10 protein-coding genes are annotated in these 14,967 nt (G+C 32.6%); 7 read left to right on the top strand and 3 right to left on the bottom strand.

The features are described 5' to 3' along the window. Positions 1 to 53: 53 nt before the first annotated feature. A complete protein-coding gene (locus NNL09_RS01215) occupies positions 54 to 6,113 on the bottom strand; it encodes an alpha-2-macroglobulin (RefSeq protein ID WP_231389186.1) in 6,060 nt (2,019 codons plus the stop codon). Positions 6,114 to 6,506: 393 nt separating this feature from the next. Here NNL09_RS01215 and murC point away from each other — a divergent pair, with 393 nt between their 5' ends. Next, positions 6,507 to 7,865, top strand: a complete 1,359-nt coding sequence (gene murC, locus NNL09_RS01210; protein WP_196910668.1) for a UDP-N-acetylmuramate--L-alanine ligase — start codon at positions 6,507 to 6,509, stop codon at positions 7,863 to 7,865. Positions 7,866 to 7,980: 115 nt separating this feature from the next. Here the strand turns inward: murC and NNL09_RS01205 are convergent, their stop codons facing one another. Continuing rightward, the gene (locus NNL09_RS01205) at positions 7,981 to 8,424 is read right to left on the bottom strand and encodes a DUF1569 domain-containing protein (protein WP_196910667.1); all 444 of its coding nucleotides are present in this window, start codon (positions 8,422 to 8,424) and stop codon (positions 7,981 to 7,983) included. Positions 8,425 to 8,529: 105 nt separating this feature from the next. Continuing rightward, positions 8,530 to 8,973, bottom strand: coding sequence for a hypothetical protein (locus tag NNL09_RS01200; RefSeq protein WP_025666433.1), 444 nt, complete (start codon positions 8,971 to 8,973; stop codon positions 8,530 to 8,532). Positions 8,974 to 9,203: 230 nt separating this feature from the next. Between NNL09_RS01200 and radC the strand changes: the two genes are divergently transcribed. The 6 genes from radC to NNL09_RS01170 all read left to right on the top strand — a co-directional run bounded on the left by radC (position 9,204) and on the right by NNL09_RS01170 (position 14,961). Further along, on the top strand, positions 9,204 to 9,902 hold the full coding sequence (gene radC, locus NNL09_RS01195; RefSeq protein ID WP_025666434.1) for a DNA repair protein RadC: 699 nt from the start codon (positions 9,204 to 9,206) through the stop codon (positions 9,900 to 9,902). A gap of 46 nt (positions 9,903 to 9,948) precedes the next feature. Continuing rightward, a complete protein-coding gene (locus NNL09_RS01190) occupies positions 9,949 to 11,253 on the top strand; it encodes a hypothetical protein (RefSeq protein ID WP_196910666.1) in 1,305 nt (434 codons plus the stop codon). Beyond that, the gene (locus NNL09_RS01185; RefSeq protein WP_196910665.1) at positions 11,246 to 11,932 is read left to right on the top strand and encodes a YjjG family noncanonical pyrimidine nucleotidase; all 687 of its coding nucleotides are present in this window, start codon (positions 11,246 to 11,248) and stop codon (positions 11,930 to 11,932) included. Before NNL09_RS01190 ends, NNL09_RS01185 begins: the two co-directional genes overlap by 8 nt. Before the next feature lie 262 nt (positions 11,933 to 12,194). Beyond that, positions 12,195 to 12,770 (top strand): hypothetical protein, encoded by a 576-nt coding sequence (locus tag NNL09_RS01180; RefSeq protein ID WP_196910664.1) that lies wholly within the window; start codon positions 12,195 to 12,197, stop codon positions 12,768 to 12,770. Then, positions 12,767 to 14,149: a DUF5723 family protein gene (locus tag NNL09_RS01175; protein WP_025666438.1), complete on the top strand. Its 1,383-nt coding sequence runs from the start codon at positions 12,767 to 12,769 to the stop codon at positions 14,147 to 14,149. Before NNL09_RS01180 ends, NNL09_RS01175 begins: the two co-directional genes overlap by 4 nt. A gap of 5 nt (positions 14,150 to 14,154) precedes the next feature. Continuing rightward, positions 14,155 to 14,961, top strand: coding sequence for a hypothetical protein (locus tag NNL09_RS01170; protein WP_196910663.1), 807 nt, complete (start codon positions 14,155 to 14,157; stop codon positions 14,959 to 14,961). Positions 14,962 to 14,967: the final 6 nt, after the last annotated feature.

Raw genomic sequence — 14,967 nt, 5'->3', positions numbered from 1 at the left:
CTGTACTCGGTAAACTTGGAGAAGACTAAAATAATTAAAAGAAATGTATTATTCTATTTGATGGTTACTCTGATTCCTTCAGAATGACTAGAGAATTCTGGGGCATACATACTTTGTATCGTGGTGATACCATTAGAAAAATCTCCTTTATTATTGACACGAAGGTCATACTCAAAAACATATACTCCTTTGGGTAAATAGTCAAAGAAAAAGTTTGTAGAAGCATCTTTCGTACTTTCATAATATCCTAAACCATCTTGCCATTTGTATTGTGAGATTACATTGATGGGTTCTAAACCAGATGCTCTCATATCTTTCATATGAACGAACTCCATTGCACGATCAGATCTCAATTCGATACGTACTCTTATCAGATCACCTAATTCTAGCTTAGTTTTTGAAGTAATTTCTGTAATTTCTTCACCCGTATCCGTATTCTTCTTGAGGAACAATTTTTTCTTTAAAGAGAGTGGTGTTTTTGCCGAAGTGATTTTGTCTAGCTCTTCAAAATATTGCCAGTATAAAGCTCCCCAGGCGATACCTTTTCCTTTTTTAGAGATTTTGGCAGTTGCCATATTAGGTTTTATTTCATTACCATTCCAGGAGGTTTTAAAATACCCTGTTCCAGCTTCGACTTTTACATCTTCCATTTTACCCGGATCGATTTTTTGATCTCCTAATACGATATCTACCATATCGGTTACCGATAACCAATCACTACCTTGTAGTAATAATGCATATACAGCATCAGAAGTAGCTTTAGTGGTTTTCCAACGATTGGTTTGTTTGTTTTTAAGTAACCAGATTTTTAGATTATCAACAATTTCGGTTCGTTTAGGTTCTGCTTCCACTTCAGAAAAGACTTCAATCATTAAAGATTGAGTTTCAATTGGAGCCTGATACCAGAACCAACTTGCTGTATTAGATTTCCAATACATTCCTAATTCTTCACTAGATATACTTTTTTCGTCTAGTGATCTTATGATTTTATTAGCTGTTGCACTATCATCGTTTCGGTGTGTTATTAAGGCTAACATTCCCTGCGCATACAAACTCTGATTTAACCAGTATTTTTTGGATTGTCCAAGATAGTAGTTCCAAGCCTCGTTAGTATTTTTTGGCCTTTTGATATTGGTAAAGAAACTACGCATATACAAATAATGAATCTGAGTATAACTTAAATGATTTTTATTAATATCAATCTTGTTTTTTTCACAATACCGTTTAAGTTCTTTGTATTCTTTTACAAATTCTGCATCCAGAAAACGAACTGCATTTTGTAGCATAGTCGAAGTATCTCCATCATATTGAGTAACACCTAATTTTTTTAGATGTCCGAAACCTGTGGCAATATGTTGCGTGATGAATCTGTTTTCTCTTCCTCCCTGAAACCATGGGAACCCACCAGAACCATACTGCATTTGTTTTAATTTGTTTAATGCAGATTGTAGTTCATTATTCATTTTATTAAGATCAAACAGTAAAGCAATTCGTTTCTTTTGTTCGGTTTCGCTTTGTGCATCACGTAACCAAGGTGTTTCCTGAATCATCAGGGATTTTAATTCCTGGTTTTTTTCAAGATTACTTAGTAGGGCATCGCTAGATTTCCATTGATTAAATACTTCCTGAATTCTAGGATTAGAGTTAGCGATATGGCTAGCTAAGGTATTTGCATAATACCTCGAAAATGTTTGCTCTGCACATTCATATGGATACTCCATAAGGTAGGGTAGTGCTTGTACGGCATACCAAGCTGGATTAGAAGTCATCTCCAGAGTAAGCTTATGGTGTTTTAATGTACTAGAGGTGTTATCTTTTAATTTATCTAGTGTAAATGTCTTTGTTTGATCAGAACGAATCCACATTGGTAACGTCTCGGTAACCAACATTCGATTACTTAATACCGGAAGTACATTTTGTTCGCCATCAGAGAAATCTCCTGCTTTTGCTATGATTTTATATTGAACAGTCTGTACATCATCGGGAATCTGAAGCTCCCAGGATACATTAGTGTTTCCTTTGGCTTTTACCATAAAGTCTAGACGAGCATTATTGTTTTGAAGCTTGGTATCTATCACTTTATTGGTTAACGCATCAAATAATTGCAACTCTACAATGCCATTAAGATCTTTGGTAGCAAGATTTGATATTTTAGAACTTAATACAATCTTATCGCCTTCTCGTAAAAATCTGGGTGGATTAGGAAGAATCATTAACTCTTTTTGAGTTACTGTTTCTAAAGTTGTTGTTGCTGCATTTAGCCCCTTGGTATGTGATAGAAGCTGTAATTTCCATTTTGTTAATGCCTCTGGAGCGGTAAAATTAAAACTTACATTACCTTCTGCATCGGTGGTTAATTGCGGAAAGAAAAAAGCAGTTTCTTGTAGGTTTTTTCGAATTTTAACACCTTCAAGAGATTGCTGTTCTTGTTGTTTTTGTTCTTGTTGTTTTCCTGCTCTACTTTCTTCCTTGTCTTTCTCGACAATATCACCAGCAACTCCGGCAACTCCATCATCGGCATTAAATTCTGCTTCTTCCATTACTTCATTGGCAACGGCAGATTTGGCAGCAGATCTTTTCATCATTGGTGCAGGAGCACCACTCTCCATAATATCGTAATTTCTATTTCTTCCAAAATATTGTTGCCCAAAGTATAAACCATACCAGTTTAGTTGATCATACCCCTGGCTACTATAATGATATGATGGATTATTGTGGTTTTGTAATCTAAACGTGAGCACTCCAAAACTCTGCGTAGCATGTCGTTTGCTCTGCGTATAATATGTAGGGCGATTGATGGGATCAAAATACCACTGATGAGGTCTGAACTGATCTAAAGAAGCATCATACATACTTGCTAGTAGTTCTGCACTTACCTTATCACCTTTAGGGCCTTTGATCGTAAAACTCCAGGTTTCCTGTTGACCAGGAAGTAATTTGTCTCTAAAGGTTTTGGTTTCTATACTAAGCTCTGTAGCTTCATAAGGTACAGGAATTATTATTGCTCCGCTCTGGTATCCATTGTAATTTAGGTAGCTGTATCCTATTGAAAACCCTCCCAAATCTTCTTTTGTTACTGGAATTCTAATAGTTTTACTATTCTTCGAGAGCTTAATAATTTTGGTTTCGATAATAGTATGGTTCTTCTCAATGTCTACTGTAATTGTTATATCTTCTGAGGCAGAACTAAACTTAACAATCGCTTCATCTCCGATTTTATAGTTCGATTTATTGGTAGTGATCTCAAACAATTGCTGATCACTAATATTTTTGTCTTCCAGACTATATAGGGTAATGTATTGGATATCCTTTACATCCTGACCGAATCGATCTTTGGTATTTAATTCGATAACATATTTACCAGACTCCCACTTTTTGATGTTACCTAAAGAAAGTTGTTGTGTTCCTGTTTCATTTTCTTTTGTTGATGCAGTATTAAACGGTTTATTCAGTACCATATTTCCTTTATCCCATTTTCGATAATCATGCTCATTTTTAAAAGCATCATGTGGGAATAATTCTTCAAATTTTTCTTTTTTGAAACCTTCATAATCAGGCGCTTTCCATGGGCGAATTCGCATAGGTTTTTTAGGAGCTTTCAATTTGTAAACCTTAATTGTTCCTGCTGTAGCAACAGACTCATTATTTAGGTTAATGGTGGTTATCGTAAGTGTGTTGTCTTTTTGTGTTTTATCAATCTTATCTTTGATCGTAATAGCAGCGGTCAACGCGTGATATCCTACATTAACTATTGTTGTAGTACTACGTGTTTCTCCGTTTATATCGATTACATCTGCTGTAACCTCGTAATTAAAAATTGGTAAATCCTCTTTAGATACCCCTAGATCAGGAAGTGCTTTAAAATTAATATTGTACTCTCCTTTTTCGTCGGTTATGGTTTCTCCATGGGTAATTTCCTGAGGCTCTACTGTATGTCTTGGGTACCAATAGCACCAACGAGGGTATTGTACTTTACGATGTACCCGATACACTACTTTGGCATCGGTAATTGCACTACCAGCATAAGCTGTGGCAACTCCGGTAAGTTTTATTTCATCATTAACTTTATAGGTTTCTTTAACTGGATTAAATTTAGTTTCAAATTTAGGTCGTTTATACTCTTCGACAGAAAAAGAAGTACTGTGGTAATTATTAGTTTGTATAGTATACACTCCAGTAAGTCCAGAAGAAGGAACTATAAACTCACCGCTAAAGGATCCATAATCATTCGTTCTAAAGTTTAACGTTTTTACATCTTGTCCGTTTACATCTTTTAGTGTAGCAAAAGTGGACTGATTGGGTAATACTTTAAATTCTTCTTTGCCATCAGAAGACATCATAATTCCTTTAAAATATACGGTTTGTCCAGGTCTGTAAATACTGCGATCTGTAAATAGAAAAGTGGTAGTATTTGTTTTGGTGCTATAATCTGGTTTATATGATTGATTTAGATAGTACCCTTCAAATCTAGCTACATCTTTCTCATGCGAAACAGTAATACTAACATCATAGTGATATGTATTTACTGTTAAATAAGCCTGACCCTTGGCATCGGTAATTAAGGTCTTATCTAATTTGTTGCCATACCCTCTTTGATTATTTGTTTTTAAATGTATTTTGGCATTGGCAATGGGTGCTCCATTATTACGATCTAAAACCTGAAATATAGATTTTTCTGGAGTTCTGTTTTCTGTTAATGCTAAATTACTAACCTGGGTATTTCCGTAAGAAAACAAACTTTTTTGAGAAAGATCTTTTGATATCGTTGCTAAAATAAGATAAGAGTCTTGTTCTAATTCTGGTAACAATACTTCAGTAGTATGAGTCTGATAATCATGTTCATCGCAAATTTCTGCTTCCCATGTTTTAGTTGCCTTTAAGGAACTCAGGAATTTGATCTGATCTGGAGTTTTGTATAATTTATTTAAGTCTTTTAATTGTTTAGGAGTAATTTTAAAAGCGTTAAAATAAAGTTTATTCAGGTTTTTATATGTGATTAGTAATCTGCCCGGTTTTTGTATTGGAACGTATTTTTCGGTTTTGATGTTTAACTCGGTATGAAGTATCTGGCTTTTTAATGCTTCACATTGGTTGGCTCCTCTCGAATCTGGGAACTTCTTAATTGTAGCATCACATATCTCTAAGGCTTCTTTTAATTTCCAGCGATGGGTTTCGTTTTCTTCTGGGATATACGTATCAGCATATTCTTTATATAAATTTGCAATTTGATAATCGTATAAAGCTGAGGCACTATGAGTTGCAAATTTCTTTTTTTCTGATTGTAAACATTCGAGTAAAACAGTTTTTTTGTCGCCAAAAACAGCATTTTCTGATACAAATTTTATGCGCTCTATATTTACTTCGATCAAAGCATCTGGTGCTTTGTCTCTTGCATGAAATTTTATTAAATCTTGAAATAGCTTTAAAGCATTAAACTGTAGTGATAATGAGTCTTTGGTTTCTATTTTTAATGACGAAAAAACAGTGTGCTCCTGTAAATATTTTTTATCATTTATAGTAAAAGCGTACGAAGGTTTGGTGATATTGGTTTCTGAGGTTTTATAGAAATCTAAAGCATTATGAACTAAAAAATCGTATAGTGTAGGGCGATATTTTTTAGAATCGGTAGCGGTTTGTAAGATTTGATCAAACCTATTAAGATTTGTTTGCTGGGCCAAAACTCCATTTTTAAGAGATTTTTGGTAGTAAAGATGTGTTTCTGCAAATAATGTTTCTAGATCCCAGGTTCTAAAATCTTCGGTATCAACTTTTTCTGAAGTTTGAGTTCTATTGTAGAATTTCCATCGATTTTGTTGAAAATACTGCCAGTATAAGTTGGCAAGAACGCTTTCTAGGATATTTCTTTTAGGAAACTCGCTATTTTCAATATCGCTTTTCAAGTTTTTGATAATGGTAAGTTGTGCGTTTTCTTCTAGAGTAAGCATATACTTTGCCTTATGAAGAAAAGCTTTAATTACCTGGTTATCATTATTTTCTTTTTTCGCTTTAGTATATATAGTTTCAACTACTTCCAAAGCAGATTTTGGTAATCCTTCCTGGTTAAAAGCTTCTACTTTTTTCCAATCACTTTGATAGTCATTTTGACCTTTCATAATATACAGGTTTGATATACAGATTATAATAAGGATGATATGCTTTTTCATCATATATTTTTTAGGTTGTGAAACAAACGTAAATAAGTGTTGTATTATTTTATATGATAACGCTTCATAATTCGTAAATAACATCATAAAACTACGTATTTGAAATGAGTCAGGATAATTTTGTTACTATAAATCAAAATTTCTGCCACATTTTATTTGACGACTAAGAAAGGCTTAAAAAAGAACAGATAAAATGATAAATGAGGGAAGTCTCTGTTTTGTTTAGGAAACCCTACGATTTAATGAGGAAAATAATTAAGACTCGAAATTATTTTTCATTACCTCATTATTTTATTAGCTAATTGTTAATTGTATCTTTACTCTCTGATTTAAGAGTTTACTATGCGTGTACATTTTATAGCTATTGGAGGTAGTGCGATGCATAACCTGGCCATAGCATTACATCAAAAAGGATATCAAATAACAGGAAGTGATGATACTATTTTTGAACCTTCAAAATCAAGATTAGAACGATATGGATTATTACCAACCGAATTTGGTTGGTTTCCAGAAAAAATCACTTCAGATCTTGATGCAATTATTTTGGGGATGCATGCCAAAAAGGATAATGAAGAACTTCTTAAGGCTCAGGAATTGGGACTAAAAATATATTCATATCCAGAATTTTTATACGAACAGTCCAAAAATAAGACTCGTGTGGTAATAGGAGGATCGCATGGCAAAACAACGATTACTTCTATGATTTTGCATGTACTGCATTATCATGATAAGGAAGTAGATTATATGGTAGGAGCACAATTAGAAGGTTTTGATACCATGGTGCACCTTACAGAAGAGAATGATTTTATCGTTTTAGAAGGAGATGAGTATTTATCTTCGCCGATTGACCGCAGGCCAAAATTTCATTTGTATCACCCTAATATTGCTTTGGTAAGTGGGATTGCCTGGGACCATATTAATGTATTTCCGACTTTTGATATGTATGTCGATCAGTTTAGAATTTTTATGAATTCTATTGTTAATGGTGGTGCATTAGTATATAATCAAGAGGATACTGAGGTAAAAAAACTAGCAGAGTTAACAGAAAATCCAATTCGAAAGTTTGAATATGTAACTCCGCAGTATCGCGTAGAGGATGGAGAAACTTTACTAGATACTCCTGAAGGAGAAATGCCTATCGAAATTTTTGGCGCACATAACTTGAATAATCTTGCTGGTGCAAAATGGATTTGCCAGCATATGGGAATTGATGAGGATGATTTTTATGAGGCCATTGCTTCTTTTAAAGGAGCATCAAAACGATTAGAAAAAATTGCAGAGAGCGATAAAGCTGTGGCATATAAAGATTTTGCGCATAGCCCATCTAAAGTAAGAGCAACTACAAAAGCAGTAAAAGAGCAATATCAAAATAGAAATGTGGTGGCCTGTCTCGAGTTACACACCTATAGTAGTCTGGATACTTCGTTTTTAAAAGAATATGAAGGCGCTTTGGATGCAGCCGATGAGGCAGTGGTGTTTTACTCTCCTCATGCAGTAAAGATAAAACAGCTTAAAGAAGTTTCTGCTTCACAAATTGCCGAAGCTTTTAATCGCAATGATCTCATTATTTATACCGATCCAGAAAGTTTTCAGCAGTATTTAAAGCAGAAAGATTTAGATAATTCTGCACTATTGCTTATGAGTAGTGGTAATTATGGGGGATTGGATTTTAGCGAAGTGAAACAATGGATTGAAAACTGAAAATGTTTTCAATAGACTTGATAGTAAATTTTCTATACTTTTTTGGGTTGGATTGATTAACAACTCATGGTTTAGCACTTCTGGATAATGCTTTTTTATACTAGTATTTTAGGAGTTATGTATTAAACTGTTGAAGATGGTGGTCGAGATGTTTATATTGTAACTGTCCCCACTGTTTATTAGTGAATTTTCCGAATATTGGATGAGGTTCCCATTCTTTTTTATCCCTTTGGTTAGAAAATTCGGTTACAAGATGTAAAATTTTTTCTTTCTCGGTTTCAAAATCTTTTTGCTCAACTACTTTTAGTTTTGAATGCGTTGGCAAGTTTTTTCTCCATGGTTTATCATTATACATAGATTTTTTGAAGAGTAGCTTTGCCAATATATTGGGTTTAAGTTTGGGATGATCTTTTTTTAAAGCAATTTTTAATGGAAATTGACAATGATGAAACATTTGCGAAACATTCATTTTTCCCCAGATAGCACTACTGGTAACGGATAATTTGTTTATGCGATTTTCTATCTCATTATGTACGACTGGATCGAGTAGAGATTTCATAATAAGTTTTTTTAGGCGGTGTACTCAAAAATACCATTTTTTAGACTAAAAAAATAAAGGCTAATCATATGATTAGCCTTTATAGAATATTATATATATGTTTTTTTAACTTACCTCATCAAAGAAAAGACTTAGAAACCCATCTAGATCATCATTATTTGCAATATCTTTTGGAGTACCCAAATTGATCATTAACGGTTGATCTTTAATTGTTCCTTTCAAAAAATATTGGAAAGTAGTACCCATCTTAAATTTATATCCTTTTAATTGGGCACCAAAAGAAGTAAAAGTTACTTCTGTTTTTGAACTATTACTTTCTGCAAATGCACTTATTGTAGCATCAAAAACTGCAGATAACATGTCATCATTATAATAATCCCATTTTATAGATGTTCCATCACAAGCTTGCAGCTCATATTCAGATTGTGCTTGGCATCCTTTAGGGACCTGTATGTTATTTCCTACTAAATTAAGAAACGAAATCTTCTTATCCTGCCCATAGAAACTCACAGTTGCAAGAAGTAAAACGAAAGTAAAAATATTCTTCATAAATAGGTTCATTTGAAGGTGTTAAAATATTCATTTTTGGATTAAGGGTGACCAAATATAGTAAAACTTTCATTTTCAAACAAATATATATAGTAAAATAATGCAATTTGACAACAAATGAAGTGTTAATATAGTGATATTAATTCGGGAATAAGTTGTTGTAATTGAGATAAATAGTTTATACTTACAGATAGGATTTACCAACTATTTTTAATTGTTAAACTTGTCATATGAGTAAATTAAATTCTTCATTTTCTATCAAGGAATGGAGTGAAAATGATCGTCCAAGAGAGAAATTAATCGCTAAAGGGAAGAACGCATTAACAGATGCAGAACTGATTGCAATACTCATTGGTTCGGGTAATCGCGAAGAAAGTGCCGTTGCATTAAGTAAGCGTATTTTGGCTAGTGTAGATCATGAAATTAATGCGTTGGGAAAATTATCTGTGAAACAATTGATGAATTTTAAAGGAATTGGTGAAGCTAAAGCGATAACTATTGTTGCCGGTTTAGAGCTAGGAAGAAGACGAAGAGATGAAAATGTAGCTGTAATACCAAAAATTACATGTAGTAAAGATGCATTTCATCTTTTTCACCCTATCATGGGAGACCTTGAGCATGAAGAATTTTGGGTGCTGTTTCTGAATAATGCAAATAAAGTAATTCAGAAAAAGCAAATAAGTGTTGGAGGAAAGACAGGAACTTTGGTAGATGCCCGAATCGTTTTTAGATCTGCTTTAGAATATGGTGCTACTGGAATAATATTAGGACATAATCATCCTAGTGGAGTAGTGATGCCTAGTCAATCAGATAAAATGTTAACCCAAAAACTAAAACAGGCAGGGATAACTTTAGATATCAATCTACTGGATCATCTTGTTATTACAGAAAAAAACTATTTTAGCTTTGCAGACGAATCCATAATATAGAAGTGAGTCTTACGGGATTATAAATCGTAATTCACAATACAACAATATGCTATTAATTCACGTACAAAGAATTACTCCAAGAGTTTCCTATACATTTAAACAAATGTGTAAGCGAATACTAGGTTTGGATATTGATTTAACATCTAAAATAGAACCTTTTATCGCTCATGATGGCCCTAAGCTTTCGTATGGAAGACAACCATTAGGAAAAGAACTTTATTTTCAGAGTGTCGATTTGCTTTTTGAACATGGCTTAAATGATGTAGATGTTCAAGTTTTTGATTGGGAAGAAACAAAATGTTTTTTTGATGTTAAGCATGCCGATTCTGCATTACCGTTTGATATTTTTGCAGCTACTTTTTATCTCTTAACCCGATACGAGGAGTATTTGCCACATGTAAAAGATAATATGGGGCGTTTTCCTGCTACAGAAAGTATAGGATATATCTATGATTTTTTACAAGATCCGGTAATAGATATATGGGCATATAAATTCAAAAAAGTGCTTTTAGAAAAATACCCTGATCTCGAATTTAGGAAAAAGAAATTTACCATTATTCCAGTTTTTTCTGTCGCTCAGACTTTTGTGTATAAAAATAAAGGCATTTTGCGATCAATAGGAGGAGGGATTCGAGATTTGTGGAAACTACAATTTGATAAACTAACAGATAGAATAAAGGTGCTTATTGGATTAAAAAGAGATCCATATGATATATTTGATTTTGTAATTCAACTTCAAAAAAAGAAAAAAAGAAAAGCTAAAGCTCTATTTGGATTGGGAGATTATTCTAAATATGAAAAAAATGTAGGGTATAACCGCCCAAAACACCATACTATTATTAAGCATATTGCAGATTATATTGATGTAGGGCTAAAAGTTTCATATGAAGCTATCTCTGATCTGTCACTTTTGAAAAAGGAAAAATTACGAATAGAGAATATTGTTAATAGAAGACTTCAATACTCACTCTGCTCTTTTTTTAAAATAAAATTACCAGAAGCATATCGCAATTTTATCGAGTTAGAGATAGGAGAGGATTATTCTATGGGCTATCCCAAACAATCTGGTTTTAGAGCGGGAACTTGCTCTCCGTTCATGTTTTATGATCTTGATTATGAGGTGCAAACTCCTTTAGTGGTGTATTCTTTTTGTTTTGCCAGTCAGGGTGATAGAGAAGATATTAATGATCTAATGTCGGCAAGAAAAGAAATTAGCATATATATGGATAAAGTAAAAAAGGTAAATGGGATTTTTATTCCGGTTTTTAGTAACACATTGTTTAGTGATTTGCAAAATGAACCTTTTTGGAAATCGATTTTAGAATTTATTTGGACAACAGAAGATGAATAGTACGGTAAAACATATATTTTTTGATCTAGATCACACCCTTTGGGATTTTGACAGGAACTCTTCTTTAGCATTTAAGATGATTTTCGATAAATTTAATATCAATACGAAAATTGAAGATTTCCTGGCTGTATATCAGCCCATTAATATGAAGTATTGGAAATTATACAGAGAAGAGAAAGTAAGTAAAAAACAACTTCGCAGAAGTAGACTTACAGAAGCCTTTACACATCTTGACATATCATTTTCTCTAGAAATTATAGATGAAATGTCTGATGATTATATCAATTTTCTACCGCTTCATAACTATTTGATTGATGGAACCCAGGATTTATTAGAGTATCTTAATCCAAAATATGATTTACATATCATTACCAATGGTTTTAAAGAAGTACAAAACAGGAAACTATCAAATTCTGGAATACTACATTATTTTAAAACAATAACAGATAGTGAAGAAGCAGGCGTTAAAAAACCCAATCCATTTATTTTTGAACAAGCAATACAAAAATCTGGTGCAAAACTTGATAGTAGTATGATGATAGGTGATAATTATGAAGCAGATATATTGGGAGCAGAGGCAGTAGGCTTAAAAACTATATGCTTTAATTATCATAAAGAAGAATTGCCAGCGCATAATATTCAAGTTTCCGAATTAAAACAGATTAAAAAGTATCTTTAGGAGATAAATATTTGTAATTTATTTCAATTCATGTACAATTCTAGAAATTTTTTAGTAGCTTAAACAGTGATTACTAAGTGCTCTAAATTATATCCTTTAAAACACAAAATAAATTAACAATTTGAAAATAGGGTATTTGTAACTTATACTGTTGTTATAATTGAAGGTCATAAAGTGAATCTTAGAAGTAAAGGAAATTAAGACAAGATAATGATATGAATAATTTAAGAATTTGTCTTAACTTTTTGTAATTCCCTGCAAAATGAAAGTAAAAAAAGTTTATGTATTACTATGCACTATCTGCATATTGATGCCATTAATTTCTTGTGTAAAAGACGTAGATTTTGATCAGGCAGAAAACGTTGTGCTTACTCCGGTCTATGAGGTTGATTTTGTGTATTCTCGATTTGATACAAGCCAATTTATAGATTCTAATATAGATCCTGTGATTGTTATTCCAGAAGTAATTGTAAATGACACTTTGGACTATGACCTTTTAGGAACCGATTTTGTAGTAGATAATTTAGAAAGAGTGGAATTAACTTTTGAGTTTACCAATACTATAGAGCGTGATTTTGAATTTGATTTGGGGTTTTTAAACGATAATAACCAGCGAATTGGCCCTTTATATAGTATGACTGCCAATTCTGGAAACGGAGAAGGTACAGATCCCATTGTTACAAGAGAGGTTATCATTCTCAACACTGCAGACATTGATGTTTTGAGAGATGCTACACGACTTATTTCTTCAATGAGAGTACAAAATATTAATAGTAGTTTACGAGGGATTCTTGAATTACGATCCAAAGGAACTTACTTTTTTAATTACGAACTATGAGAATTATTATATTCTTTATAGGTCTGTGGGGATGCTTGGGGTATTCTCAAAATAAAGAAACCTTATACGATTTCACAGACCTTCCTCAGTCTTTACTTCTTAATCCTGGAGCTGATATAAATTTTGATTACCATGCAGGAGTGCCTTTTTTATCACAGTTTCATATAAATGCAGGGTTAAGAGGAGCCTCTATCTATGATGTTTTTGCAGATGATGGAAGAGATATTAATGATAAAATAGAAAATACACTTAATACGCTTACAAGCAATGATTATTTAACTCTTACGCAGCAATTAGAACTTATTAGTTTTGGATGGGAAAGCAAAAAAAATAAAAAGATGTATTTCTCTGGAGGAATCTATCAGGAATTAGATGTTATAGGGTATTTTCCGAAAGACTTTGTGGTTCTTGCTTATCAAGGGAATCAGGATTTCCTTAATCAACCGTTTCGTTTTTCTACTATAAATGGATCTGTAGAATTGTTAACTACATTTCATTTTGGATACACAAAGAAGGTAAATAAGAAGTTAACTTTTGGAGCCAGAGCCAAATTATATTCCAGTATGTTTCATATTCGTAGTGCTAAAAACAAAGGAACTTTTACCACTGTAGAAACCCCAGCAGGAAATAATGTTTATCAACATGTCATTAGTAATGCAGATGTTACTGTTAGAACATCTGGGTATGCTTCTCTTAAAGATAAAGAAGGAAAAGATATCGTTAATAAACTAATAGGAAGAGCTTTTTTGGGAGGAAACCTGGGACTTGGTGTAGATATAGGGTTTACTCATAAAATAAATGAACAACTGGCTATTACAGGAAGTGCAAATGATTTAGGGATGATATTGTATACTAAAGATGTAGAAACCTATCGAGCACGAGGTAATTATGTTTTTGAAGGCTTTGAAACACCAATTCAGTTTTCTGGTCAGGATGCTCAGAATTTTTTAGATGAACTAGAAGAAGCTGTCCCGCTTGATACATTAAGTACAACTTATATAACGATGCGCCCTTTAAAATTAAACAGCTCTGTTAGATATTCTTTTAACCGATATGATGATGGTACATGTGATTGTTATATTGAGGGAGAAAAACCTCCATACATGGATGCTATAGGGGTACAGTTATTTACTCAATTTAGACCCAAAAGACCTCAATATGCAGCTTCATTGTTTTATTATAAACGTTTTTTTAATTTTTTAAGAACAAAACTTACATATACTATTGATGATTATTCATATTATAATATAGGATTTCTTACATCTATTCATATTAATAAAATTAATTTTTATATTTCGGCTAATAATTTGTTAGAATATACTAACCTTGCAAAAGCAAGAGGTACTTCTGTACAACTAGGTTTTAATGTCATAATGTGATAGATATGTTACGTATTTTGTTTTTAGGGATTGTTTTAATTTCTACGTTAAGTGTAAATGCTCAAAAAAATATCAATGAGTATAAGTATGTCATAGTGCCCAATAGCTATAATTTTTTAAAAGGAGAGGATAGGTATCAGCTTAATTCACTCACTAAATTTTTATTGACAAAGTATGGCTTTGAGGCCTATATAAAAGAAGAAAATTTCCCAGAAGATCTTAAGACTAATGGTTGTAAGGCTCTAAGAGCTCATGTAAAAAAAAGATCCGGTGTGTTTTTAACAAGGCTAACATTAGAATTAACAGATTGTAATGGTAGTGTTGTATTTACATCGGTAGAAGGAAAGAGTAGGAAAAAAGAGTTTAAGGAGGCATATCATGAAGCACTTAGAAATACTTTTACCTCGGTAGAGGCGCTTAACTATACATATAGTGGTGATAAAGAAGAAGAGATTGTAAAAAAAGAAGTTGTTAAAACACCGAGTGTTAAAAAAGAAGAGCCTATACAAACTAAAGAAGAAGTGAAAGAAATTGTAGAGGCTACATCTCCATCAGAAAATTCTATTACATACATTTTTAATGATGTAAGTTTCATGTTCAAAAAACAAGATTATGGATATGAGATATTTAAAAGTGAAGAAAAGCAAACCTCGATAGGGAAAATTTTTAAATCGGGAGGCGGAAAAAATTATATAGTTCAAGCAGGAGATCTAAGTGGTAATGGGTATTTTGATGGGTATGGTAATTTTATATTAGAGCGTATTAATCCAGCAACCAATAAGCTTATTACAGATACTTTTGCTAGACAGTAAAATTTA

It is taken from the genome of Aquimarina sp. EL_43, assembly GCF_943422735.1.
Lineage (GTDB): Bacteria > Bacteroidota > Bacteroidia > Flavobacteriales > Flavobacteriaceae > Aquimarina > Aquimarina megaterium.
Note: the sequence above shows the minus strand (reverse complement) of the source record. Positions and strands in the feature narration are given on the sequence as shown.